General features: G+C 68.5%; 18 protein-coding genes and 2 pseudogenes. 10 read left to right on the top strand and 10 right to left on the bottom strand.

Annotated features, from left to right (window positions below):
• Positions 1–240: 240 nt before the first annotated feature.
• Positions 241–606, bottom strand: coding sequence for a TetR-like C-terminal domain-containing protein (locus ACFOYX_RS12655; RefSeq protein ID WP_322443651.1), 366 nt, complete (start codon positions 604–606; stop codon positions 241–243).
• Between the two features lie 67 nt (positions 607–673).
• Here ACFOYX_RS12655 and ACFOYX_RS12650 point away from each other — a divergent pair, with 67 nt between their 5' ends.
• The 4 genes from ACFOYX_RS12650 (at position 674) to ACFOYX_RS12635 (ending at position 6,427) form a co-directional block, all read left to right on the top strand.
• The gene (locus ACFOYX_RS12650; protein ID WP_322443652.1) at positions 674–1,141 is read left to right on the top strand and encodes an S-4TM family putative pore-forming effector; all 468 of its coding nucleotides are present in this window, start codon (positions 674–676) and stop codon (positions 1,139–1,141) included.
• Positions 1,142–2,600: 1,459 nt separating this feature from the next.
• Positions 2,601–3,875: an oligosaccharide flippase family protein gene (locus tag ACFOYX_RS12645; protein ID WP_322443653.1), complete on the top strand. Its 1,275-nt coding sequence runs from the start codon at positions 2,601–2,603 to the stop codon at positions 3,873–3,875.
• A 27-nt stretch (positions 3,876–3,902) separates the two neighbouring features.
• The gene (locus tag ACFOYX_RS12640) at positions 3,903–5,237 is read left to right on the top strand and encodes a glycosyltransferase (protein WP_377533994.1); all 1,335 of its coding nucleotides are present in this window, start codon (positions 3,903–3,905) and stop codon (positions 5,235–5,237) included.
• 71 nt (positions 5,238–5,308) lie between these two features.
• Entirely contained in the window at positions 5,309–6,427 is a 1,119-nt protein-coding gene (locus tag ACFOYX_RS12635) for a glycosyltransferase family 4 protein (protein ID WP_322443655.1), read from the top strand.
• Positions 6,428–6,493: 66 nt separating this feature from the next.
• On the opposite strand, the gene ACFOYX_RS12630 is transcribed toward ACFOYX_RS12635, so the two are convergent.
• The 5 genes from ACFOYX_RS12630 to ACFOYX_RS12610 are packed head-to-tail and all read right to left on the bottom strand — an operon-like array spanning position 6,494 to position 12,057.
• The gene (locus ACFOYX_RS12630) at positions 6,494–7,534 is read right to left on the bottom strand and encodes an LCP family protein (protein ID WP_322443656.1); all 1,041 of its coding nucleotides are present in this window, start codon (positions 7,532–7,534) and stop codon (positions 6,494–6,496) included.
• A gap of 2 nt (positions 7,535–7,536) precedes the next feature.
• Entirely contained in the window at positions 7,537–8,649 is a 1,113-nt protein-coding gene (gene wecB / locus ACFOYX_RS12625) for a non-hydrolyzing UDP-N-acetylglucosamine 2-epimerase (protein WP_255420229.1), read from the bottom strand.
• A gap of 8 nt (positions 8,650–8,657) precedes the next feature.
• Positions 8,658–9,896: a glycosyltransferase family 4 protein gene (locus ACFOYX_RS12620; protein ID WP_322443657.1), complete on the bottom strand. Its 1,239-nt coding sequence runs from the start codon at positions 9,894–9,896 to the stop codon at positions 8,658–8,660.
• Positions 9,893–11,026: an NAD-dependent epimerase/dehydratase family protein gene (locus tag ACFOYX_RS12615; RefSeq protein WP_238453216.1), complete on the bottom strand. Its 1,134-nt coding sequence runs from the start codon at positions 11,024–11,026 to the stop codon at positions 9,893–9,895. Before ACFOYX_RS12615 ends, ACFOYX_RS12620 begins: the two co-directional genes overlap by 4 nt.
• The gene (locus ACFOYX_RS12610; RefSeq protein ID WP_322443658.1) at positions 11,023–12,057 is read right to left on the bottom strand and encodes a polysaccharide biosynthesis protein; all 1,035 of its coding nucleotides are present in this window, start codon (positions 12,055–12,057) and stop codon (positions 11,023–11,025) included. The genes ACFOYX_RS12615 and ACFOYX_RS12610 overlap by 4 nt, the downstream gene beginning before the upstream one ends.
• Positions 12,058–12,472: 415 nt before the next feature.
• Here ACFOYX_RS12610 and ACFOYX_RS12605 point away from each other — a divergent pair, with 415 nt between their 5' ends.
• On the top strand, positions 12,473–13,975 hold the full coding sequence (locus tag ACFOYX_RS12605) for a hypothetical protein (protein WP_322443659.1): 1,503 nt from the start codon (positions 12,473–12,475) through the stop codon (positions 13,973–13,975).
• A gap of 195 nt (positions 13,976–14,170) precedes the next feature.
• On the opposite strand, the gene ACFOYX_RS12600 is transcribed toward ACFOYX_RS12605, so the two are convergent.
• On the bottom strand, positions 14,171–14,860 hold the full coding sequence (locus tag ACFOYX_RS12600) for a hypothetical protein (RefSeq protein WP_322443660.1): 690 nt from the start codon (positions 14,858–14,860) through the stop codon (positions 14,171–14,173).
• Between the two features lie 268 nt (positions 14,861–15,128).
• Here ACFOYX_RS12600 and ACFOYX_RS12595 point away from each other — a divergent pair, with 268 nt between their 5' ends.
• The 5 genes and pseudogenes from ACFOYX_RS12595 (at position 15,129) to ACFOYX_RS12575 (ending at position 20,889) form a co-directional block, all read left to right on the top strand.
• Entirely contained in the window at positions 15,129–16,016 is an 888-nt protein-coding gene (locus ACFOYX_RS12595; protein WP_322443665.1) for a polysaccharide deacetylase family protein, read from the top strand.
• Positions 16,017–16,223: 207 nt separating this feature from the next.
• Positions 16,224–17,107 (top strand): annotated as a pseudogene (locus tag ACFOYX_RS12590) (transposase); the annotation flags it as partial.
• Positions 17,108–17,853: 746 nt separating this feature from the next.
• Complete coding sequence (locus ACFOYX_RS12585) at positions 17,854–18,636, top strand: hypothetical protein (RefSeq protein ID WP_322443661.1); 783 nt, start codon at positions 17,854–17,856, stop codon at positions 18,634–18,636.
• 271 nt (positions 18,637–18,907) lie between these two features.
• Positions 18,908–19,900, top strand: a complete 993-nt coding sequence (locus ACFOYX_RS12580; RefSeq protein WP_322443662.1) for a hypothetical protein — start codon at positions 18,908–18,910, stop codon at positions 19,898–19,900.
• 581 nt (positions 19,901–20,481) lie between these two features.
• Positions 20,482–20,889, top strand: coding sequence for a hypothetical protein (locus tag ACFOYX_RS12575; protein ID WP_146231281.1), 408 nt, complete (start codon positions 20,482–20,484; stop codon positions 20,887–20,889).
• 709 nt (positions 20,890–21,598) lie between these two features.
• On the opposite strand, the gene ACFOYX_RS12570 is transcribed toward ACFOYX_RS12575, so the two are convergent.
• The 3 genes and pseudogenes from ACFOYX_RS12570 to ACFOYX_RS12560 form a co-directional block, all read right to left on the bottom strand.
• Positions 21,599–22,201, bottom strand: a complete 603-nt coding sequence (locus ACFOYX_RS12570) for a cysteine hydrolase family protein (protein WP_109805464.1) — start codon at positions 22,199–22,201, stop codon at positions 21,599–21,601.
• An 11-nt stretch (positions 22,202–22,212) separates the two neighbouring features.
• Positions 22,213–24,203, bottom strand: a pseudogene (locus ACFOYX_RS12565) (glycogen debranching N-terminal domain-containing protein); the annotation flags it as partial.
• A gap of 32 nt (positions 24,204–24,235) precedes the next feature.
• On the bottom strand, positions 24,236–24,983 hold a 748-nt coding region (locus ACFOYX_RS12560), incomplete at its 5' end, for an IS3 family transposase (protein WP_377533993.1).

Below are 24,983 nucleotides of genomic sequence, written 5' to 3'. Positions count from 1 at the left end.
CTACTTATCGATCACCGACGCGCCGGAATCTCCTCGCCACGCCGACTTCGACACACGGCCTAGGGCGCGTATCGGGTCGTGATCAATGAGCACCGCAGCTTCCGGGGCGGGTGCCCAGTCGGGGGTACGGGGCCCGGCGATCTGCGGCTGCGCCGTGTGGGCGCGGACTGACCGGAAGCGATGCCGCAGGCAGGCAGCGGGGCCCGAGGACGCCGGCTGTGTGCCCGCCGGGACGGTGCGTCAGAGCATGGCGAGTCGGTCCACCAGCAGCTCCGTCCTCCGCTCGGTGTCCTCCGGCGGCAGCCGTCCCGCCCGGGTCAGGGTCGCCAGCCCGTGCAGGGCCGCCCAGAACACCTCGGTGAACAGCCCCGGGTGGACGCCGTCGCCGGCGACCTCTCCGAGGCTCTCCAGCAGGGCGGCGAAGGCGTCCTTCAGAGGTTCTGGAGTGTCCGCCTTCGCGAACGCCAGGCCGCCGTCGAGCTCGAACATGGCGTCGTAGACCGCCGGGTTGCGTGCGGCGAAGTCGAGGTAGGCGCGGGCGAGGGCGGTGACCCGGGCGCGCGGGCCGTCCGCGGCGGAGGCCGCGCCCCGCAGCGCCGCGGCCATCTCGGCGGCGCCTACTACGTGCCGTCCCTAGCCGCAGACGGGATGCCGAGGCCGTTCGTCTTTGCTGATGCCAATAATCGCCCTCACCTCGGCTTCCGGCAGGGACGCCCGGCTGCGCCGCAGCTACAGCAACTGGGTGGTGACCGCGGCGATCCTCTGGGCAGTCATCGGCTTTCTCGCCGGGCTTCTCACCAGCACGACCATCCTCCAAACGCTGCTCAGCTTCTTCATCCCGTCCTTAGCCGCCTTTCAGCTCGCCCACGAGATCTGGGCAGGCCAGCGCCGGGTCGCCACCGAACGCGAGCGACTATCCAGGCTGGTCCAGTCCGAACTACACGCCGCACAACCTGGTCCCATCCAAGACGACCACCGGCGACGACTACGTGAGACCGCCCGGGACATCCAGGACGGCATCTTCCGCACCCGCCTCGATGCAGCCCGGGTGCCCGAATGGTTCTACCGGCGCCACCGCACCACCGATGAACGCGACTTCGCCAACACCGCCGAAGGTCACCGCCGGCGACTGGCAGGCTGACGAGATCCTGCCCGTGCTGACCGGACGCGACAACGATCTGTGTCAGTGCGACCAGAGACGCCGCGATCGCGCTGCTCCACGAGGGCCTAGCGAGGGGGGCGGATGCTCGGAAATCGCTCGGTGAGGCGTGGACACGGGTGGACACCCGTGGTCCGTGCCGGAAGGCGGTGGGCAGCAACGTCCGCGGGCGATGATCGCATGCTCGGTGTGTGCTCCGCCGGTCGGAGCACCGGCGGCGAAACACCGGTTGGCACGGGTGGGTACTCCTGGGCACTCGTCGGTATGCGCTGGCAGGTAGGTTGGGCCCTCGCGCCCTCGTAGCTCAGGGGATAGGGCATCGGTTTCCTAATCCGTGTGTCGGCGCCTGAGCCACAGCTTGAGCGCCGAAGCCGTGAAGCGCTAAACCCAGCGCGAGCCCGTAGGCGACCAGGGCGGCGACGGTCGGGTCGCGCACCGCATGCCATACCGCCGCAAGCGGACGGCTCCCCCTCGCCTACCCACATCGCACGATCGCGTCGTTCATCGAACCCGGCCGTGCCTACACCGACGGAGACGGACAGGCCGGGACGTAGGACAGCCTCGTCGTACGAGCACCATTCGAGCACCAGTGCGTCCATGGGCACGGAACGACAAGAGACGCCTGACCGCCTTTTGGCAGGCCAGACGCCTCTTGATCTTGTGCGCCGGAAGGGACTCGAACCCCTAACCTTCTGATCCGTAGACAGATGATTGTCTATGCGATACGACGTCGACTCGAACACCCCACTTCGGTTCCACTCGGTCCGACTCCATCTCGGCGGATCCCAGCAGGTCCGGGCGATACATTATTAACAGCAATGGATTCAGATCGTCGTGGAAGAGGCTGAAGTTCGGCCGAGGGAGTGGCGCGTCCGCGCCGGTCCACCGACGTCCGATCACCATCCGAGCACCAAGGGATCCCCTGATGCGCCGATACCCAACACATCAGCAGCAGCCGCCGTCAACTACGCCCGATGCTTCTTGGAGCTTGCGGGCGCGCCTTGCGGGCCGGCAGGCCGATCGACAGGACATGCGGCCGCCTCTGTAGTGCACCTTGGCCGGCGCTGCGAAGGGTTGCAGTCCGATATGCGTAACTTATGCCCTAGTGCTCCGTTGGGCCTCGTGTTGACTCGACGGGGTGGGGGCGAGACATGGATCAGACGCCGGGGGTGCGGCCCTACCCCCCGGTGCCCGCACGTACCGGAGCCCCCGGCGCCGGGCCCGTACCGGCCGCGGACGCGCCCCGGTGACCGCCGGTCGCACCTCCTCCCGGTCGGACCACCATCTGGCTGATCCGTTGGCGGGTGGGCTCGTAGAGAGCTCCGCGCCATCCGGGACGCCTCCGATCGGAATACACGAGCCCCAGAGCACCCGGCCCGGCTGGCGCGAACCGGTTGGGCTCGGCACCAGCCGACTCGCTCCCTGGATCGCCAGCGCAGTCGTGGCGCGGGCGGTCAGCGCCGTCGTGCCGTTGATGCTGGTACCGGTAACGCTGTCGTACCTCGGACCCGATCTCTACGGGCTGTGGATGGCCGTGATAGCCCTGACCGGCATGGCCGCCTTCGCCGACCTGGGACTGGGCAATGGCCTGCTCACCAGGCTGGCGCCTTGTCATGCCAGCGGCGACTCGCGCCTGGCCCGTCGTTACGTCTCCAGCGCGTACGCCATGGTGTCGGGGATCGCCGTGGCGGGTTGCGCGCTGCTGTGGCTCATCTCCGGCCTTGTCCAATGGCGGACCATATTCAATGCGCCAGATTCGGTGTCGCCCGCCGATGCCCGGGCGGTGACGCTGATAGGTCTGACTGCGTTCTTGCTGAACATGCCCTTGTCCCTGGTGAGCCGCGTCCAGTACGCGTACGGGATGGGGGCGAGGAGCAATATCTGGCAGGCGGCCGGGGTGGCCATGTCGTTACCGCTGGCATTCGGGGCAGTGCATGCCGGACTACCCGCCCGCGCGGTGGTCGCCGCCGCCGTCGCCGGCCCGGTGCTCACCAACATCGTCAACACCGGCTGGACCTTCGCCAGGGATCTGCCCGACCTCACGCCGAGGTGGGGTGCCCTCGATCCGCCCACCGGCCGGGAGCTGCTGCGGATCAGTGGCCTGTTTGGCGTCGTCACGATTCTGATGACGCTCGCCGACAACGCAGACAGTCTGATCATCGCGCACACGAGGGGGCTGGCTGACGTCACGGCGTACGCCGTCCCGGCCAAGCTGTTCACCCAGCTCGGCGTCGTCGTGGTGTTGGTCAACCAGCCGTTTTGGCCGGCGCACGGCGAGGCTCTCGCCGGCGGGCGGGTGGTTTGGGTGCGGCGTATCGCGCGCCGGATGACTGTGGTCTCCACGGCCGTCGTCCTGCTGCCGGCGGTGGTCCTGGTGGCCTGGGGTGAACAGCTCTTCGTCACCTGGCTGTCAGTGCCGTTCGGGGACCGTTGGCTCCTACTGGGCATGGCGGTGTGGTGGCTGACGCTGGCGGCCACGTCGCCGGTGTTCATGGTGCAGAACGCGGCCGGGGTGGTCCGTCCGCAGTTGGTCGGATACGCGGCCTACCTCGCGTTGTCCGTGGTTGGCAAGTGGTATGGGACGCGCTGGTTCGGCATCACGGCGGTGCCGTACGTCGCAACGGCCTGCTACGTGCTGACGGTCGTCCCGGCGGCGATCCATGGTTACCGCCGGGCGCTGGCACTCGGTGTGCGCCCGAGGACAGTCGAGAGGTGATGTGCGATGGAATCCCAACATGACGTTGTGCCCAGGGTGCTGGTGGTGGGGCACATGCCCTTTGACCGCTCCACCGGCACGACGATAACCCTGTCCAACCTCTTCCATGGCTGGCCGAAGGACCGACTCGCGCAGGTCTACACGGCCAGCACCGAGCCGTCGACGGAGGTATGCGAGAAATTCCTGCACTTCCCGCCGCGGGAGCACTACCTGCCGCCGCAGTATTACGCCCTGCGGATGCTCGGCTGGAACGGCAGCACACCGTTGCAGGGCATCCCGGCGATCGCCGCCGTCCGCGAGGCCGCCGACAGACGTCGCGCAGTCGCGGCCGTCTACGCGCACCTCGTCGCCCTGGCCGACCTCAGCCCGCTGCACGTCCCGCCTCGAGTGGTGCGCTGGTTGCGGGACTACCAACCCGACGTGGTCTACTCGATGCTCGGCAGCGTCCGGTTGACCAGGCTGGCCTTCCGTGCGGCCGAGGTCTGCGGGGTGCCACTCGTACCGCACTTCACCGACGACTGGCCGGCGATGCTGTACCCCCACGGTGAACTGGGCGGCATAGCCGAGAGGGCGTTGCGGTCGGCGGTCCGGAAGCTGATCAGACTCGCACCCGCCGGCATGGCGATCAGCGAGCCTATGGCCGAGGAGTACCAGCGGCGGTACGGCATTCCCTTCGAGATCTTCGCGAACTCGGTGGATGCTGACTTCTTCGCAACCCCGCAGCCGCAGCCAGTCGGCCGGGACCGTCCGGTGACGAACCTGGTCTACGTCGGGGCGCTTCACCTGGACCGCTGGCGGTCCTTGCTGAACATCGCGGCCAGCGCTGAGGCCATCAGCGCGGCTGCTAACCCGGTCCGGCTGACCATGCACTGCCCTGCCGAGGACGTCGAACGCTACCGGAGGGCCTTCGCCGGGCACCCACAGGTGCACTTTGGACGGTCGCTCGCCAGCCACGAGGTGTCCGATGCTCTGGCCGCTGCGGACATTCTGGTGCACGTCGAGAGCTTCGCGGAGGACACCCGCCGGTACACGCGCTACTCGGTTTCGACGAAGATTCCCCAGTACCTTGCCGCCGGCAGGCCGATCTTTGGTCACGGTCCGGCCGAGCTCGCCTCGATGGCGTACATCCGTTCGGCCCGAGCCGGGGTCGTTGTCGGTGTGCAGGACCCCGACCTGGTGACCGAGCAGCTGTGGAAGCTGTGCCTCGACACGTCCTCCTGGCATGAGTTCGGCCGTAACGGTCGGACTCACGCGGAGCGTCACCACCGCAGGGAACGAGTGGCGGCGCGCTTCGCGGACGTTCTTCGTAAGGCCGCGGAGCAGGGCGAACGGCGGCAGGTCGGCGCAGGGGGCCGGTCATGAGACGATCCGGGGAGTGGATAGCCTGCGTCGGCCCGTTCCTCTTCCCATGGGGGGAGCCGGGTTCTCGGCGGGTGTTCGGCCTCGTCGGATCCCTGGCGGCCGCCGGCCAGCACGTGGTGGTGGCCAGTGGTGATCCGGAGCCGCGGACTCCCACCGTACTGCCCGGGGTCGAGGGGCCGGGATCGGTGTCCCACGTCGGCCTCGGTGAGGCACCGGCGGCCGGAGCGGGTCTGATCGACGCGTCCGTACGGATGCTCATCACCTGGGGACGACGCACGGTGCGCTGGCTGGACGAGCAGCCGACAAGGCCGTCGCACGTGCTGGTCCATGGGGGGCAGGCGCAGTACGCCTTCCACCTGAGGCGATGGTGCGAGCGTCATCGGGTGCCGCTGGTGATCGATGTCGTGGACTGGTACAACGGGCGGTACGTCCGGGGCGGGACCTTCGGCCCGCTGCACGTGAGCATGAAGCTGGCGCTGCAGTACCACTACCCACGGTGCGACGGGGTCGTCGCCATCAGCACGTGGCTTGCGACGTACTACGCGGCGCGGGTTGGCGCCGTGGTCCGGGTTCCTCCGACTCTGGACGTGCGGAACCTTCCCCTCACCGCGCCCGGGACACAGCAGGGGTCCGGCCTCACCCTCGTGTACGCGGGGAACCCGGGTAGGAACAACAAGGATCTGCTCGCCGACGTGGTCGCCGCGGTGGAGCGGGCGCACAGCGTCGAGGCGCCGGTCGAGCTGCGGGTTCTCGGTCCCTCCGTGGACGAGGTACGCGCCATGGTCGGCGGACGGCTGCCCGACAACGTACGGGCGATGGGGCGGTTGGCGCAGCGCGAGGTCCCACTCGCGCTGCAACGAGCCGACTTCAGCGTGCTGCTTCGTCGACCCGAGCGCGCTTCGAACGCGGGGTTCTCCACGAAGTTCTGCGAGAGTCTCGCCAACGGTGTGCCCGTTCTCGCCAACCTGACCAGCGACATGGGGCAGTACCTCCACCACCGCGTTGAAGGGCTGGTCTGTCCCGACGACTCGGTGGAAAGCCTGACGGAGGTGATCCGGCGGGCGGCTGGGCTCAGCGCCGGTGAACGGGCTCTGATGCGCGTGGCGGCCCGGGAACGCGCGCTGAAGTCGTTCGACTATCGCGCCTACGCCGCCACCCTCGGCGCCTTCTTCGACGGCCTGCGTCGCTGAACGGCCGTCGGGCTTCGCTGGCGGGGGGGGGGAAGGCGTACCGAGGTTCGGGTCCGCCGGCGGGCGTCAGCGAGGGTTTTCCTCCAACCACCGGTCCATGGTGTCGGTACTGATCGCCTGGTAGAGCCGGGCGGCCGCTGCCCGGTCGGGCAGGACGACGCTCTGGTCACCGACCATGCCGGTTCCGGCCGAAGGGCTGGTCAGCATGACGAGGCTGTCGGCCCCGATCTGTCGGAGGCCCCAGACGGTGTCGGTGATGGAGAGGTTCTCGTCGACCTGCACGGCGCCCGCGATGGCGCGGAGAAAGCTGTTGAGGCGGGCCGGATCGGTCAGGACACCCTTGCGAGTGGCCTCTTGTAGCACCGCCGCGAGGATCGCTTGCTGGTGCCGGACCCGACTGAAGTCACCGTCGGCGAACTGGTGGCGCTCGCGCGCGTACTCGAGGGCCACCGCGCTGGTCATCCGGTGGGTGCCGGGCTGGAACACCGCGCCATTGGCGTTGAACGAGGTGAACGGGGCGTCAACCGGGACGTCCACGCCTCCGAGAGCATCGATGACACGGCCGAATCCGGCGAAGTCGACGATGACGACGTGGTCGATCCGGACGCCGGTGACGCTCTCGACGGTACGCACGAGCAGCGGTGTGCCGCCCCAGGCGTACGCGGCGTTGATCTTCGCCGGCCTTGGCTGGTCACCGCCCGGTGAGGCCGGCACGGTCACCCAGGTGTCGCGGGGAATCGAGACGAGTTGCGCCCGGTCTCGGCTGTGCGGAACGTGGACCAGGATGATGGTGTCCGTTCGCGGCCGCGCGCCTCCCGGATCGGCCTCGTCCGTGCCGACGACGAGGAAGTTGAGAGCGGAGTCCGCGGCCCGGACCGGCCGCTGGTCGGGGGGAATCTGTTCGAAGGTGTCTACTCTCTTGACACTCCTGTCGATGGACCGCAGGTAAAGCCAGCCCCCGACGCCGACGCCCGTCAGCAGAAACGCGAGGACCGCGATCAGTGCTCCCGCTCGGGTCCAGCGGTTGAATCGAGCGGGTGAAAGAATTCTCACCTGGTCACCTCGCTGTAGGGTTCGATGTGTTGGCCGATGGTGGACGGACGACATTCTCAGCGCCGGATTGCTGCCCAGTCGTGGTGGCGCCGGACCGTGGACAGGATGTAGTCGACAACCCGGCGGGACGTGTCCGGCACCTGGTAGTCGGACGGACACGGCACACCGTCAACGGAGAACTGGGCGACCGCCACCCGGACCGCCTCAAGCACCCCCTGCGGCTCCAGGCCGGTCATGATGATCCCGCCGGCGTCCAGCGCCTCCGGACGTTCGATCGACTCCCGAAGGGTCACCGCCGGGAAGGTGAGGATGGCGCTCTCCTCGCTGATCGTGCCGCTGTCCGACAGCGTGCAGCGCGCGTGCCGTTGGAGCTGGACGTAGTCGAACAAACCGAACGGCTCGTGAAACGCGATCCCGTCCAATGTGGTGGCATCCACCGTTAGAGCCTCGAGCCGCTTCCGGGTACGCGGATGGGTGGATACCAGCACCGGTAACTGCCACTCGTCCCGGACCGCGCGCAGGCAGTCGAGTAGCCGCTTCAGCCGCGCGGGCTTGTCGACGTTCTCCTCGCGGTGCGCGCTGACCACGAAGTACCCCTTCGGGGCCAGTTCGAGCTGCTCGAGAATCCGTGATCTTCGGATGTCGTCGCGGTAGTGGTCGAGCACCTCCCGCATCGGTGAACCGGTGTGCAGAATGCGGCGGGGGTGCAGACCCTCGGCGAGCAGGTTGCGCCGGGCGTGCTCGGTGTAGACCAGGTTGAAGTCGGCGACGTGGTCCACCAACCGGCGATTGGTTTCTTCGGGCACGTTGAGGTCGAAGCACCGGTTGCCCGCCTCCATGTGGTACACGGGTACGCGCATCCGCCGAGCGATCAGGGCAGCGATGCAGCTGTTCGTGTCGCCGAGCACGAGCAGCGCGTCGGGACGCAGCTCGTTGATCGCCTGCTCGACGCCGGTCAGTACGCCGGCGAACACCCTGGCTACCGAGGAGGTGTCGACCCGCAGGAACCGGTCGGGCTCACGCAGCCGGAGCTCGGCGAAGAAGACCTCGGAGAGCGTCGGGTCCCAGTTCTGCCCGGTGTGAACGAGTACGTGATCGACGGTTCGGTCCAGCTGGCTCATCACCCGCGAGAGGCGAATGATCTCCGGCCGAGTGCCTACTACAGTCATCACCCGGGTCATGTTCCGACCTCCTGTTTAGCGATTTTGGTGAGCATGTCCTCGATCTGGTCGACGCCCACGCGCAGCGCCATTCGCTTTTGGTAGAAGCGCCGCGCCCGGGCACCGGCGGCCACCCGCTGGGCGGGGGACCACGCCGCGATCCGCGTGAACCGGTCGGCGAGCGCCGGCCAGTCCTCAGGCGGGCAGGTGAGCCCGGCCCCGGCAGCCTCGACCAGCCGGGCGACGTCGCCGGCGGCGGACACCACGACGGGCGATCCGCAGGCCAGCGCGGCCTGTAGCTTGGACGGGACGGTTGCGCGCAACGCGGGCAGGTCGCGGAGGCAGACGAGCTGGCAGTCCGCGGCGGCGTACAGTTCGGCCATTTGGTCCGGAGGGCGTCGGTCCAGGAACCGGACGTTGCTGGCGCCGAGGGTGGCGGCGAGGCGGCGGGCGTTCTCCTGGTCGACTCCGGATCCGACCAGCACGAGATCCATACGGTCTTCGATGGCGGCCGCGGCCCGGATCGCCGTCTCCAGGTGCTGGAACTGGCCCATGTTGCCGGCGAACATGACGGTGCAGCGGCCGCGGTAACCGATCGCCGCGCGCGCCTGCGGTGTCGGCCGTACCGGTCGGAACAGCGTCTCGTCGGTCCAGTTGAGCACCGTCCGGACCCGGTCAGGTTCGGCTCCCCGTTCAACCACGAGCTGTTGCATCGACGGGGCGATGACCGCAATCGCCGAGGCGTCCCGGTAGAGGCGTCGCATGGTCGCGTTCAGCGCGGTGGTCAGGAACCGGCCAGCGGTGCCGGTCGGCGCCAACCCGGATGCCGTCACCGACTCCGGCCACACGTCCTGTACGTGCAGCAGCACCGGGATCCGGTTGAGCCGGCGCAGCACTGCCGCCGGGGCGAATGTGGTGGCCGGTGGGTGGTAGACGTACAGCACGTCGACATGTGCCAGGTAGCGCAGCGCGGCCAGGGTGCTCGTCGCTGCGAACGACAGGTAGCTGATCATTCGGCCGGTCGCCGAGCTTCCGTGGCTGGGGCGATGCGGTACCCGCCGCACCGTGAGGTTCCCGGTGGTCGTGGTGTCCCGCCAGCGCTGCTGCCAGCTGGGGTAGAGCTGTCCGCCAGGATAGTTCGGGAAGCTGGTCAGCACCCGTACCTCGTGGCCACGTTCGGAGAGCGCGCGGGCGAGTTCGCCGGGGATGAAGATCGGCTCCGGTGGGTACCACTGACTAACAAGGCCGATCCTCATGCCGGCGTCTCCGCGGCCGGGAGCGATGGCTGGGCCACAGGCTCGGGATAGGTGTCCGGACGTGCTGGGTCGAAGAGTTCGTTGGCCCAGAAGAGCGTGAGCAGTTCTTCCGTGCCGGTGTTGGTGATCTCGTGTGCCCACATCGTCGGCATGTCCACCACCACCGGGTCGTCCCCACTGACCGGAAAGCGGACGACCTCGCGGTGTCCGACCCGCCGGAGACGGATCTCGGCAGTGCCGCGGAGGACCGCGAAGCGCTCGACCTTCGCCAGGTGGAAATGATCGCCGCGGCTGTTTCCTGGTCGGGTAGTCGAGGCGAAAGTCTGGCCGCCGCCGCCGTGCACCTTCATGGTCTCCACCAACGTTCCCCGCACGTCGCTGCGGCGGGTTAGCGGCAGCGGGAAGTGGCTGGGGAAGCAGTGCGACCGGTAGGTGTTGAACAGCCGTACCGCGTGCCTGTCGGACAGTGCCGGGATCTCCCCGGACCGGTAGGTGGTCGCGAAGTCGGTCAACCATGCCGCGAGCAGCGCCACGTCGATCCGGACCGGCGGCATGCTCGGGTCCCAGGCATGCCCGGGCGGCGCGCCGATGAGCCGGGCGGCAGCGTCCTGGACGTGCACGAGGTCCAGCTGCCGGTCACCGGCCACCTCCGGCCTGCCGCCATCGGCGAGCACCCGGCAGAAGGTGGCGACCACCGAGTTGTAGAAGGGGCGGCCGTGTTCGCCGTACAGGTTCGGCAGCAGGACGTCGTCGAAGTCGTAGCCCACGTCCGCAGCGGCGGCCAGGGCGGCGGCAGCGGCGGCCTTGGTGTCTCCGTAAGGCGTGCCGTTGCCGGCCTGCACCGAGTTGGCGAACACGACCCGCTTCGGCGGAACAGGGCACCGTCGCAGGACCTGGACGAGCGCCGCCGCCGATCCCAGGTTGCCGGCGGCCAGCTCGGCCGGGCTCCCCCGGTTGACGCCCCCGAGGTGCAGGAGCAGGTCCGCGCCGCCGACCCGGTCGGCAGCGTCCGCCGGGCGGGTCAGGTCGGCTTGGGTCAGCACCACCGGCTCGGGCCAACCGATCGCACGAAGCAGGACCCGGACGTGCCACCCGAGGAATCCGCCGGCGCCGGTCAGGACGATGTTCATGGCACCAGAACCGGTTCGCGGAGGGCCAGCTCGGCCCGGATCTCGGGAAGGCCGAGCAGCAGGTCCCTGATGCGCGGTACGTCGAGTCGCGGTGCGTGCGCCGAAGTCAAATCCGAGGTGCCGGCCGTGCCCGCGGTCTCGGCACCGCACGGCGAGTACTGCAGCCCTCGGGCATCCACCGGCACCCTGATGAAGTCGCCGAAGTCGTCGGCCCGCGCGACCTCCTCCGCGCTAGCGAGGCATTCGTGCAGCTTCTCCCCAAGGCGCGTGCCGACAACGTCGAGCTTCTCGGGCACGTCGAACAACTGGCAGACAGCCATGGCCAGGTCCCCCACTGTGCACGCGCTGGCCTTGTGGATGAAGACATCGCCAGCCCGAGCGTGCCGGAACGCGTGCTCCACTAGCCGTACCGAGTCCGCCAGCGACATCAGGAAGCGCGTCATGTCCGGATCGGTCACGGTCGGTGCCCGCCCTGCCTTGATCTGCTCCACGAACAAGGGAATGACCGAGCCGCGGGAGTACATGACATTGCCGTACCGCACGCAGGACACCGTCGTCGCGCTGTCGTGGGTGCGGGCGTGGGCCTGGGCGAGCTTCTCCATCACCGCTTTGGTCATGCCCATCGCGTTGACCGGCTGGACGGCCTTGTCGGTGCTGAGCAAGACGACGGAGCGGACGGCGTTACGCTCGGCCGCCTCGACCACGTTGGCGCTGCCGAGCACGTTGGTGCGAATTGCCTCCACGGGGAAGAACTCGCAGGCCGGGACCTGCTTGAGCGCGGCGGCATGGAAGATGTGATCCACGTTTCGCGTTGCCCGCAGCACCGTCTCGAAGTCCCGGATGTCGCCGACCTGGTAGCGCACCCGCTCGTCGTTGATCGTGTGGCGCATCGCGTCCTGCTTGGCCTCGTCCCGGCTGAGGACCCGTACTTCGCCCACCCCCCGGTCAAGGAGCCTGCGGACCATGGTGTGGCCGAACGAGCCGGTTCCGCCCGTGATCAGGACCCGGGCGTCGGTTTCCAGAAGTGTCATCGGGATCCTCCCGTAGGTGGTTGCCCGGCCGTCGACGGCGGGGACTGTTGCTCACCAAAGATCTACCCGATGCAACCGGACAAAAGTGGCAAACGGCCGCAAACCATGAAATTACGGTAGAATCCTCGCAGGGGCTCGGTGGAGCTGCAGCGGACCGGAGCCGCTACGGGCCAGGCCATACGTCGGACCGGCGGCGCGCTGCCGTATCACACCCCTCGCGCAGCCGGTGGGCTGGTCTGGCAAGGGTCGCAAGGCCAACCGGAAGGTACTGAAGGTGACAGTCGTAGAAGCGGAACGCATTTCGGACATGCGGCCGCACCCACGGGCGGACCACGCCGACCAGGGCACGTCCGGTTGTCCCGGAACAAGTCCTGAATCATCGAGCTGGCCTGCCCGGCACGACGCTAGCCACGCGGTGCCGCAGCAACGGAAGTCCGCACGGCTGAAGGCGTGGTTGCCGCTGATCCTGGCGCTGTCCTGGATGCTCGGCACCTTCGGCGCCTTCTGGCTCGGTGGTCTAGGGCAACAGGTACCCAACCCGGGCCGGCTGTGCGCCTTCGTGCTTAGCGCGACGGGCCTGTTCGCCCTCGGCTACGCCGCCCGCGTCCTGCGCGTCCCCGGAGGACAGCCGACGGCCGTCACGCCGACCCGGGCCGCCCGGATCCGGCACCTGGTACTCGTGGGAGCCGGCTACTACACCGTGCTGAGCATCATCCGGCTGGCTACGCTCGGGGCGACCGGGCCGGGCAACGTCTGGTCGAGCGTCCAGGATCCCGCAGCGGCGTACCTGCACAAGCTGCAGGCATATGACCAGGGAGTCGGGCAGGGCAACCCGATCCTGTCACTCCTGGCACTGCTCGGCGTCTGCGGCACCACACTGGCACCACTCCTGGTCGTCTACTGGCGCCACCTCCCCTGGCTGGCACGTGCGGCCGGCCTGCTCGGCCTGATCCTCAACGTGACCTACTACCTCTACATCGGCACCCTCAAGGGCCTCGGCGACGTCGCGGTCATGCTGGCGGCAGGCCTGCTCGTCCTCGCAGCCGCGCCGCAGCGACGCGCGCGCTCCCGTCGCCGCACAGCGCTCACCGTCGGCGCCGCAATCGCCGCCGCCTTCACCGCCTACATGGTCTTCAGCCAAGCGGCGCGCACCAGCGAGTTCGGCACAAGCGACCTCGTCAAACCGAGCCCGGCGGTAGCAAGCCTGGCCGGTCCCCGGGTGGCCGACGGCCTGGCTGCCCTGGTTTTCTATCCGACTCACGGCTACCTGGGCCTGGCGTACAACCTCCAGGCGCCGTTCGAGTGGTCCCGCGGCCTCGGCAGCGCCCCCGCCGCGGCGGCCCTCGCCGAGGAACGGTTGGGCGCCGACGCGTTGACCAACACGAGCTATCCCGAGCGGACGGAGAGCATGACCGGCTGGTCGGCCGAGCTGTACTGGGCGACAGCCTACCCGTGGCTGGCCTCCGACCTCACCTTTCCCGGCGCCGCCCTCTTTATGGCCCTGGTCGGTTGGCTCTTCGCCCGGGTATGGCTGGAGGCGGCCTTCTCGCGGCGGGCCCTACCTCTACTGCTCTTCGCACAGCTCTGGATCTTCATCGCGTACGTCCCGGCGAACAACCAGCTTGGCATGTCCCCGGAATCCGTTGCCGGAGTGGTCACCCTGATGGTGCTCCTCCTGTGCCGGCCGCAGACCCGGGCGGCCCGCAAATCGGCGGGGGTCCGGGCACCGGCGGTGGGAGCCGACCGCAGGGGCCGACCAGGGACGCGGGCCGTGTCGGCGCGGGTGCCGGTGGCCAGCCCTCAAGGACCGAGAGGTCAGGCCCTTACACAACAGATCTGTCTTCCCTGGCCGACGGGGTTCGCGAGTTCGTCAACCTGCTCACCGCCCGCCGCGGACACGGCCCCGACTCCTGGATGACGGCAGTACCGGCCGACCGCGACCCAACTTTTCGCACAGTTAGGGCATCCGGCAGCCACCACCCAACATGCGGCGTGGACAGGTTCAGGAGAAACTGCTCCAGCACCCCACGCCCCTGCAGCTTGGTGGTGAGCAGGAAGGGCTGCTCCTGGTTGTGGTCGGTATGCTCCTGTGGGTGCTAGTCAGGACAGTCCCTTAGCCGCGCAGCGGAACCCACGCTGCGGCAACAGATCCGCGTTGGCAGGCGCAAGAAAGGCGCTGGACGTGCGGTGGACTGGCGGGTGGCTCAGATTGCGGTCTGGAACCCTGCCCACTGACTCCGTAGACAGCGACGGCCCAACCACGCGCGATCGCGGCCGTCGTCCACGTCGCCGGTACCTCCACCACACCTCGGGCAAAGACCTGCCCGGTCGGATCGTGCAGGGCCAGGCCCATCGGATGCGGCCGCACAAACCAGGTAGCTACCTCGATCGGCGGCGTCAGCGCTTGCCACCGGGGCAGGCCCAGCAGGACCGCCGACTCGACATGCGCTTCACACTGCGCCCCGTTCAGGGTCTGCGCCAGTGCGGCAGCTGCCGGCTCGAACCAGGCGACGGCCACCGTCGACTCTAATTCGGCATCATCGGCGCCAGCCAGGCCAGGGCCCGTTGCGGACATGTCGGCGCCTGTCAGCATGGCCTGCGTGGTCAGCCACACATGCAACTGCTCACCGCGGTGATCCTTTGCGGTGTCGGCCACGGCAAGCATCCAGGCGTCACTGACCTCGTCATGCACGCTTACCAGATCCGACCGGCGTGCCGGGGTAGCCGAGCCGTCCGCACTCCCAGTGACCACACCGAGTAATCTATCTGACACGTTGACGGATGTCAGCGGCTCTTCGGCCACTTCCGAGCTGTGCCCCCCGACGTCAGCTCGGGCAGTCCACCGCCTGCTTGCTCGGGCTCTCGGCGAAGCTGATCCGAACCGCCCATAGCGGTGCGCACAAACACCAGACTCTGGCCTTGGTCCTCCCTCCCCGAACAGGTTGCCCGCTTTCACCCTACTTGTCCGATTCGTCGTGATATTAAGTAGTCGGAGAGGGGAGCGACGTGCGTGCAGTAAACAAAGTAGTGCCGCCAGGCTTCACCCGCTGGTCTGCCGATGGGAAGCATTGATGGCAACGGGTTCTTCCGGCGCGGCCGCCGGAATCGTCATCGCGGTGGTGGCCGGAGTGCTCGGTTCGTCCTACGCGCTCGGTCACGCGGTGGTGCCGGACGGATGGAGCCGCGAGGGCCGCGGCAGCACGACCAACACGGACTCCCCTCAATACGCCGATCAGCCCCCGGTCACCACGTCTCGGAAGCCGTCGGGAGAGACAAACGGGAGTGAGCGCAGCATAGGACCGGATGAAGCAGGCCAAGACGGGCAGTCCGGGCCGTCGCGAGAGTACAGCAGTGGCGGCCCCTTCGGCGCCCGCACCACCACCGGCACCTCCCGGGTCGCCCTGACCTTTGACGACGGGCCGGACCCGCGCTACACCTCGCAGGTGCTCACGATCCTCAGGGAGCACCATGTCACGGCCACCTTCTGCGTGGTCGGCGAGAACGCCCAGAAGCACCCGGACCTGGTCCAGGCAATCGTGGCCGACGGACACACCCTGTGCAACCACAGCTGGAACCACGACGTCACCCTCGGCCGGCGCTCACCGGACGCCATCCGAGCCGACTTGCTGCGCACCAACGACGCGATCCGAGCAGCCGTCCCCCATGCGACGGTCGCCTACTACCGCCAACCCGGGGGCGCCTGGACCACCTCCCTGGTGTCCCTGGCCCAGGAACTAGGGATGATCCCGCTGCACTGGAGCGCGGACCCGTCCGACTGGCGCGCACCCGGCGCCGAGCGAATTGCCGCGACGGTGATGGCCAGCGTGCAGGCTGGCTCGATCCTGCTCCTGCACGACGCCGGTGGCGACCGGCAGGGCACAGTCGAGGCGCTAGATCGGATATTGCCGGCCCTGACCAACCGGTTCCAGGTGGAGGCACTGCCCACCGGCACGACGTGACCCCGGAGTCCCGTCGCCGGCCACCCCACGACCGGTCATCCCGCTTGGTCCACTCCGCGCGGCGTCATCCACCTCGTTCGTTGATCCCGATATTAGGCCGACGCCGCATGCCCATCTATGAATGCGTTGAAAGGCTGACGAGCGATGCCCAGACCATCTGCCACGACAGCACCTCTTCGGCGGCTGCCGGTTCAGGCTAGGAGCTCCGCGCGCGACGCGCTCGTGTCGGCTCTGGTCAACGACGCGAACACTGTGGTCGATGCGCTGCGCGGAGCGGATCTCGACGAGCCGGCCGCCCGCGCGTTGGCGTGGCTGGCGTTGGTAGCCGGGCAGGACGTTGAGCCGGCCGAAGGCTCCGACGGCACCGACGGCAGGTGGCGTATCGCCCGTCGGGTCGCGCCGGAGCGGGTGATCAGTGTGGTCGATCCGCAGGCGCGGCACGTGCACAAGACCGTGCATCACCGTCAGGACGGCTACAAGGCCCACGTCGCGGTCGAGCCGGACACCGGGTTGTTCACCGCCGGGGAGGTCACCGAGGCAGCCGGCGAGGACAACCACGAAGCCGTCCTCGGCCTGGCGCTGCTGGACGAGGACACCGAACCAGGCGACCTGGAGGTGTTGGGGGTGACTCGGCCTACAGCACTGGCCAAACCCGCGCCGCCCTCAACCAGGCGGGACATACCGCGATCATCAAACCGCCGCCGCTGCGCCCCGCCGTGCCTGGCGGGTTCACCCTGGACGACTTCACCGTCGACGAGGCCGCCGCCACCGTCACTCGCCCAAACGGGGTCACCCGGACCCTGACCCCGGCACGCACCGCCACCTTCGGCACCGCCTGCCGCGCCTGCCCGCTACGTCAACGATGCACCAGCGCCAAAGACGGCCGGACCGTGCGGCTACACAAACACGACGCCCTGCTCCGGCAGGCCCGCCGCGACTGGACCATCAACCCCAACCTGCGTGAGACCTACCGCCAACACCGGCCCATGGTCGAACGCTCCATCGCCTGGCTGATCGGACCGAAAGGTCGCTGCCGCAAACTGCGCTACCGCGGCGTCGGCCAGGTGGTAGGCGTTGGCCGCCACCGCGCCGAGCCCAAACAGCGCCACCAGTGTCCCGATCAGCGGGCGTCGGGCCTGTCGGCGCCAGGCCAGGAAGACCGCCAGCCAGGGCAGGGCGAACAGGGTAAAGTTCCGCGCGTAGAACGCGCCGTCGTCCGCCAACCTCAACCCGAACAGCTCCGGCACCTTGATGGACACCGCCGCGCTCGCCCCGCAGAGGACCATCGCCCACATGTCCCGCCGTGAGTGCGTATCCGCCGCCGGGCTGTCAGGGTCGCCGGTCAGCACCAACTGCTTCCACAATCCTTCCGAATGCTCCCGGGCGAACTCGCGCGACAGCTCGTCGAGGCTGCCCATCCGCTTCACCGCGACGAGGAACGCCTCGCCCGGGCTCAGGCCTGCAGCGCGACTGACGGCCGCCTCGGCGCGCGCGTGGTCGGGGCTGGGCGGTGGCGTCGATTCCACACGGTGTGTCGGAGAGCGCCTGGACGGTCACTGCGGGCACAATCGCAGGGCGTTGGAGTGAACGAAGGCGTTCCCGTCGGAGGTGCCTGTTGTTGCGGTGTCCAGGCCGGCTGGCTCGGTGGACGCTGCGTGGCGCTCTCCTGATCGGAGGCGTGGTCGGCCTTTGGGGCTTTCATGAGGCGGTTGCGGATGACGCTGCTCTGGCGGCCGGACCCGCTGCCTCTTGCACCCTCGGCGACCGGCTCAGCGCCGGCGGAACCCTTCTCGGCAGCTCCCTGGGCTGTGAGCCCTTCTCGCTCACCGGCCCCGCGATGGAGAGCGCGGCAGGCCGCGTCGGCGGTGAGGTAACGGTCGCAAGCCGGGGCCAGCTGGCGGGCCTGGACCTGCCGGTGCGAATGCCGGCGGGTCAGCGGTCGGCAGGTGTGCAACTTGCCGTAGGCCAAGTGGTGGACCCGACGGCAGCCGCCGACGCCGAAACGGTCGTCGAGGCAGTCGCCTCGGCGACGCGTCCGATCGTGGGCCTGGCGTCGCCCGTTGTGGAGAAGATCGCCGGGACAGGCCTGCTGGAACCGGTCGGCACGGTCGTCCGGCCAGTGACCGAGCCGATCGTTGACGTTCTACCGCCCGCTCTGGCGCCGGTGCTCGGCCTGGCCCAGCCGATCATCGGCTCACCCGCCGCGCCTGCGATGCCTCCCACCGGCCCCGCCGTCGACGCGCCGCCGTCGACGGATGAGGCGCCGCCGGCCGCGACGCCCACCACGATCGCCCGCCCCGTACCACCGATGGCCGCGGTCCAGCCGGCAGCCCCGGCGCGGGCGCGGACGTCCGTGACAGCAAACCTTGACCCCCGGTCCCTGAAGGCGATCGGGACAAGTCAGGCGCCGCGGGCAGGCGACCTGACCCACGCCCTCGGGTTGACTGGGGGCGTTCCCGCCAGCGGTGCCGGCCACGGCTCTGCTGCCGGCGGGACAGGAATCCCGGCTGACGCTTCGCCGCCCTCCTCGTCCCCGGACCTGCAGACTGTCGGCGGTTACGTCACCGGATGCGAGAAGCTCGCGAGCCGCTCCGGTCAACCAGACACCAGACCCGCCTGAGCAACCCCGGCCATCCTCGCCCGAGCCGGGACAGCCGCGACGACCATTCGCCCCACACAGGCGCCGTCATCGCCGCTGCCACCTGGGGTCCGGTCCCGCCTACACAGTCCCGCGGGAACCGCTTCTGCCCGTACCTCCCTGGCTTCATCCGCACGGTTCGTGTGAAGAAGAAGCCGCCTCTGCCGCCGGGCGTCATAACGTCCCCCGAACTCTGCGCAGCCCGGCGACAACGCCATCGCTGACCAGCCGCATCTGCTACCCGGAGAACCGCGTGATCAACAACCTGCCCGTCTGCCGCGCCCATTGGCACGACATCCCCCACATCGTCGATCTTGTCGTCGGCCCCTTCGCCGACAGCACGATCGGCGCATGGCTCGTACCCGACGAACACCGCCGACGGGACATCCTCAGCGCCGTCCTCCGCGTCTGGACCGAACACGCGCTGCTGTTCGGCGAGGCCTACCTCCTGCAGGATCATTCCGCCGCCGCCGTGTGGCTGCACCGCTACGGCCCCCTCTCACCACCAACCGGGTACGGCGAGCGGCTCGCTGTCGCCTGCGGCGAGTACGTGGACCGATTCCTGCACCTCGACGACGTTCTGCACACGCACCGACCCAACGGCCCCCACAACCACCTGGCGTTCTTCACCGTCGCACCAAAGCCGTACCGGGTCAGACGTGCCAGCACCCTGCTCGCCACCAGCAACGCCCGAATGGGCCAGGCCCTGCTGCCCACCTACACGGAGGCGGCAACCCTCGCCGACCGAGACCTCTACGCACGGCACGGCTACGTCCCCCTCGAACCATTCACTCTCCCCGACGGCACCACCACCTACCCCATGTGGCGCACCCCAAAGCAGCGCCGGCGCCGCGACCGTTCATCCACCCCACCCGCACAACCAGACCAGCCCACCCCCGCCCTGAACGACCTTCCGATCCGGCTCATCCTCGACACATCCGCCATCCTCGCGTTCACCGAGGGCTCGACCGCCGTGGGCGAAGCGATCGCCAAGGTCGCCGACGAGGGCTGCCTCTTCGGGCTACCCGTGATGTGCCTGGCCGAAGCAGCCCGATCAGTCACCGACACCGACCGGCTCGACCTCCTGGTCAACCATCCCGCCGCGGCGGTGCTGACCGTTGACCCCCTCCAGTGGAAAACCCTCGCCACCACCCACCGCGCGGTCGGCCGGCTAGACACCGCGGGCGCCCTACTCGCGGCAGCGGGCAACAACTGCAGGGTTCTGGCCGAACAGCCCGGGCGGTAGCGGGTCTGACCTAGGCAGGCGAACCGTCAGCTCGACGAGTGGCAGGGATTCGTCCGTTGCCTCGGGCTGCCGCGCAGACCGACGCTGTGGGTCCTCGGCAGCTCCGCCGTGTCGCAGGCTGCCGCGCCTGCTGCCGCCGCGGTCACGCGTCAACTGGCGATCGATTAGGATGGGTGTCCACGGGCTGGTCGCGAACAGCGGCTCCGCGCATTGAATGGAAAGCCATGCGGCAACGGATGCTTGCGACGTCGGTCAGCCTGATCATCGCTTCCACAGCCGGTTGCTCCTCGGACATCGCGGACGACGCCGGAGCAAAGAACCCGGCTAGCTCCACTCCGACAATCGCCACGCGGGCACCGCACCGCACTCCACCCCAAACCACGAAAGCGGCGGTCCCGTCGCCGGCAACTCAGCTCAGATGGAACGGTCCCTCGAAGGCCGAGCCGGCCTTGCCCCGACTCCCGCCCTTGCCCGAGCCGCGGCCAAGGTCCAATCGCCCTGCCCCCGATGGAGTCGTCTACGGCGGGTCTGCTCGTGTGCGGATTCGGGACGGGTGGAATGGCGACGTCAGATGGGACGTGATGGATCATCGCGTGCAGTGCCAGTGGTACGACCACGCCTTGTACTGGTCGGCCGGCACTCACCTACTCGATGACCGTCCAACCGCAGGCGATGGTGGACTGGCCATACAGGTGGTGGAGGACCATACCAATCCTTTCGATCCCGCCCGCGTTACTGGGCGCAGGCTGGTCCTGACGTTCAAGGACGAACGGGGCAACACGCACAAGGCCATCGCAAGTCACCCGGACGCGAACTACTCCGATAAAGCCTCCCTCATGACGAAGACCAGCCCAGACAAGAGGCAGATCACCGCCAGCGCAGTCATGGTCGCGCACCCCGAGGTCGACTTCAACGACCAACGGATCGCCTGGGTGACCGTCACCGCGACGATCAGCTGCGACGGTCGGCCACCAATGCCAAACGCATAAGGACATGCGGCACCCTCGCGGCGGTTGAGCGGCCCGTGACCTGACTTCCCTGCGACATCAGCCTGTACAGCAGCCCACCACCAGGCGCCGTCCAGAAAGGACGGCTACGGCACGCTGGCTGTCCGTTCAGCTGGGCGGGACGGCCGGCCTCCCACCTCCCGCTGTCCCGTCCGGTCTCTCCCTGCCGATCCGCAACAGTGACCCTGACGCTGCCGGAGGCTCCATGATCGTCGAATCGACCACCCGCACACCGCCGCCCCGCTGGCCAGTCAACAACAGCCGGCCGGCACCAGCCTCGCCCTCCTCGACGCCCGCGTCACCCCTGACGAACTCGCCCGCGTCGTCGCCCTGATCCGCGGCTGACTAGCGCATAGGCCCACCACCGGTTGGTGCGCTGAGTCTCGGTGGGTGGCGGGCGGGGCACGTTCCCTACCCGCGCTCGCGTGGGCACTCTGTGGGAGTTCAGCATCGGCCCCTTCGGTCGAAAATTCTGCACTCGGGACGCCATGCCGCCTCGGCGTAAGTCGCCGCCGAACCCCGGACGGCCCATCGAGGAAAAGATCGACGAGCCGTCCAGACGGAAGGACCCACACGTTCGGCCCGTCATAGATGCGTCTCTACAGGAAGAATTTCCCCTTCCCTTGCGGGCCGCTGCGCCGCCGGCCGCGAGGCGGCGCCCGGGCCGTTCGGGCTTCGTTAGGTAGCCGGGTCAGCCCATCAGGCTGCGGACGACCTCGTCGGTGGTGGCCACCTGGCCGAGTTGCCCCAGCGTTGCCAGGCTCGCCTGGTGCGCGTCGTCGGTCGCAGCCATGCAGGCGTCGGAGACGATCACGATGCGGTACCCGTGGTTGACCGCCTCGTAGGCAGTGCCGGTGACGGAGAGGTTGGTGGCCACACCCGTGAAAAGGATTGTGTCAATGCCCCGGGCGCGCAGGATCGTGTCCAGCTCGGTGCCGAAGAAGCCGGTGAGCCGGACGTGAGTGATGACGACGTCGCCCGCCTGCGGCATGACTTCCTCGATGATCCGGGTCTTCGGGGTGCCTTCGAGGAAGGCCTGCTGCTGGCGGATCATCGCGAAGGCGGGGGTGTTGGGGATGAGGTCCGGGTAGCCGGGTCGGTGGGCGACGCGCGTGTAGACGACGAGGCCACCGCTGGACCGCACCACATCGGCGACCCGAGCCGCGTGCGTCGCGACCCGGTGCCGGGTGACCTGCCCAGCGAAGAACGGGCCGAATATCCCGTCGGGGCTGACGACCTCGTGCTGCCAATGGACGCCCAGGACGGCGGTGCGCGCCCGGTCGATCTCCTGCATTGACCCTCCCGTCACGGGCCGGAGAGCTGTTGCGGCGCCGGCTGGTACCCGCGTCGGCCATTGGCGGCCGGCCCTCTGCCGTAGGCGTCCAGACGCCCCCACCGGCCGGGTATGTCCAGCAGCGCCACGAAGTCGAGATTAGCGGGAAGGGCAGGTCTGATCACCAGATCATCGCCGACCGACCGGAGTCCGAGCATCGTTCTCAGCAGCAGGAGCGGGGCGCCAGCGGACCATGCCTGGGGGCTGCACGCCGTGGGGTAGTTGACGGGATATCTGGTCTCGGCGCGGGCGGTCCCGGCGAACGCCTCGGGCAGCCGGCCGTCGTAAAAGGCCGCGGCGTCCAGGATTCCGGCCGCGATCCGGGCCGCCTCGTCGGGATACCCGTAGCGCCGCAGTCCCCAGGCGATGAACGAGTTGTCGAACGGCCAAATGGTTCCCACGTGATACCCGATCGGGTTGTAGCGGGCCTCGCTGTCGGCCAACGTGCGCACGCCCCAACCGCTGAACAGGGCGGGCGACATGAGATGACGCACCACGGCCGCGGCCTTCTGCACCTCGAGGATGCCGCTCCACAGCAGGTGGCCCATGTTCGACGACATGGCGTCCACCTGGCGGCCGTCGCCGTCGAGGGCGAGCGCCATGTACCCGCCGTCGGCGATCCAGAAGTCCCGGTTGAAGCGCTGCTTGAGGTCGGCGGCCTCCCGCTCCAGCCGGTCGGCGTACGCCGGATCGTTCCAGAACATGCGAGCCAGCCGGGCCGTGCGCATCTTCGCGTCGTACGCATACCCCTGCAGCTCACAGGTGGCACGGGGAAAGGCCGGCAGCCGGTCGTCGCGGTACGAGATGCTGTCCCAGGAGTCCTTCCAGCACTGGTTCTCCAGGCCGTTCTTCGTGTTGCGCCGCTCGTAGGAGATGTAGCCGTTGCCGGTCAGGTCGGCGTAGTCGTTGATCCAGTCGATCGCGGCACGTGCTTCCTGCTCGACCGAGCGCACGAGGTCGGCGTCGCCGGTCCACAGCTCGTACTCATCCAGTAGCACGAGGAACAGGGGAGTGGAGTCTGCGCTGCCGAAGTACGGAGTGTGTGGGGTCTCCTCGAAGATGCTCATCTCGCCGTACCGCATCTCGTGCAGGATCCGGCCGGGTTCCTCCTCCCGGAAGTCGTCGACCCGGCTGCCCTGCCGGAACGCGAGCACTCTCAGGGTGGTGGCGGCGAGTTCGGGTGCGAACGGCAACGCCTGGAGGCTGGTGAAGATGCTGTCCCGACCGAACAGGCTCATGAACCAGGGCAGTCCTGCGGCTGGCACGCTCTTGTCGTCGGCCAGGAACGGGCTGAAGCGCAGCGCGGCCAGGTCGATGAGGCTCTGCCGGTACGTGCTGCGCAGTGGCTCCCAGTCGGACTCCAGACGCGGTGCCTGGTCCAGCCATTCCAGGAGATCGCGGTGCTTGTCCCGGCCCGTTCGCGCCGCTCGCCCTGGGATCGTGAGCCGCTCCAGACCTCTCGGCATCGGAAGGTCCGGCAGGGCGCTGAGTCGGGCAGACCATCGACTGTGGGGTTCGATGTGAACCTTGAGCGTCAAGCCGTCATCGTCCAATTCCGCTGGCGCCGAGGCGGAGATGATGGTTTCCCGTCGGAAGCGCTCCCGTTCGTAGCCGAGCACCAGTCGCCCGTCGTCGACTCGCCGGTAGTGCCGGCCCTGCTTCCTCGTCGCGTCCTTGACCTCGAAGAGGTCCGCGAAGTCGGCGTCCGCCTCGACCCGGAGGGTCAGGTCGACAGGTTGCCGATCGTTGTTGAGGATGGTCAGGTCCTCGTGGAGGCCGGTGTCCAGGGTGTGCCTCCGGCGCACGGCCAGGGTGCTGTTGACGTAGACGTCCTGGCCGCCTGGGACCAAGTAGAACCGGTTCTCGAAGTAGTTCACGTCGTCAATGGAAAGGGTGGTCAGCCGCTCCCCGTTGATTGTCAGCACCCACTCTTCGACAACAAACGGGTGTCGTGAGCGAAGAGGCTGTCAAGCCCCGGGTTTGGTGGAGAGTTGGTTAGCTGGTTTTCAGGGGTGCGGTGACCGGCTGGGTCATCGCGTGTAGTGCCTCGTGTTCGGCGGGTGGGATGTGCCCGAGCTCGCCGTGCAAGCGGCGGTTGTTGTACCAGTCGATGTATTCGACGGTGGCCATCTCCAGGTCGTCGAGTCCGCGCCACGGGCCCTTGTTGCGCACGAGTTCGGCCTTGTACAGGGAGTTGAACGCCTCGGCCATCGCATTGTCGTACGAGTCGCCCTTGGACCCGACGGAGGCGACGGCGCCAGCCTCGGCCAGCCGCTGGCTGTAGCGAATCGCAAGATACTGGACTCCCCGGTCGGAATGATGAACGAGTCCGCCCAGGTCAGCGCCTTGATTCTCGCGGCGCCAGATCGCCATCTTCAACGCGTCGAGAGCCAGGTCGGTGTAGAGCGACGTGGACACCTGCCAGCCGACGATCATGCGGGAGTACACGTCGAGGACGAACGCGGCGTACACCCAGCCCACGCTGGTGCGCACGTAGGTCAGGTCGGCGACCCACAGCTGGTTCGGGCCGGCTGCGGTGAAGTCCCGTTTGACCAGGTCAGCAGGGCGGCTGGTCTCGGCCGCCGGCCGGGTCGTGCGCGGTGACTTGTCGCGCAGCAGCCCACGCAGCCCGGACTCACGCATCAGCCGCTCGACGGTGCACCGGGCCACCCGAACACCACGGCGGTGCAGCTCGTGCCAGATCTTGCGGGCCCCGTAGACGCCGTAGTTCTCCTGGTGGATC

Source organism: Micromonospora sp. GCM10011541, from assembly GCF_042650725.1.
Classification (GTDB): domain Bacteria; phylum Actinomycetota; class Actinomycetes; order Mycobacteriales; family Micromonosporaceae; genus Micromonospora; species Micromonospora sicca.
The sequence above is the reverse complement of the archived record's forward strand: the minus strand, read 5'-3'. Positions and strand labels throughout refer to the sequence as shown.

Bases quoted from the DNA above. Each gene is read 5' to 3' on its own strand.
- ACFOYX_RS12610 (WP_322443658.1), bottom strand. From the start codon at position 12,057: ATGACACTTCTGGAAACCGACGCCCGGGTCCTGATCACGGGCGGAACC.
- ACFOYX_RS12570 (WP_109805464.1), bottom strand. From the start codon at position 22,201: ATGCAGGAGATCGACCGGGCGCGCACCGCCGTCCTGGGCGTCCATTGG.
- ACFOYX_RS12655 (WP_322443651.1), bottom strand. From the start codon at position 606: ATGGCCGCGGCGCTGCGGGGCGCGGCCTCCGCCGCGGACGGCCCGCGC.
- ACFOYX_RS12575 (WP_146231281.1), top strand. From the start codon at position 20,482: ATGGATCATCGCGTGCAGTGCCAGTGGTACGACCACGCCTTGTACTGG.
- ACFOYX_RS12650 (WP_322443652.1), top strand. From the start codon at position 674: ATGCCAATAATCGCCCTCACCTCGGCTTCCGGCAGGGACGCCCGGCTG.
- ACFOYX_RS12595 (WP_322443665.1), top strand. From the start codon at position 15,129: ATGGCAACGGGTTCTTCCGGCGCGGCCGCCGGAATCGTCATCGCGGTG.
- ACFOYX_RS12585 (WP_322443661.1), top strand. From the start codon at position 17,854: ATGGAGAGCGCGGCAGGCCGCGTCGGCGGTGAGGTAACGGTCGCAAGC.
- ACFOYX_RS12615 (WP_238453216.1), bottom strand. From the start codon at position 11,026: ATGAACATCGTCCTGACCGGCGCCGGCGGATTCCTCGGGTGGCACGTC.
- ACFOYX_RS12620 (WP_322443657.1), bottom strand. From the start codon at position 9,896: ATGAGGATCGGCCTTGTTAGTCAGTGGTACCCACCGGAGCCGATCTTC.
- wecB (WP_255420229.1), bottom strand. From the start codon at position 8,649: ATGACTGTAGTAGGCACTCGGCCGGAGATCATTCGCCTCTCGCGGGTG.
- ACFOYX_RS12630 (WP_322443656.1), bottom strand. From the start codon at position 7,534: ATGTCGTCCGTCCACCATCGGCCAACACATCGAACCCTACAGCGAGGT.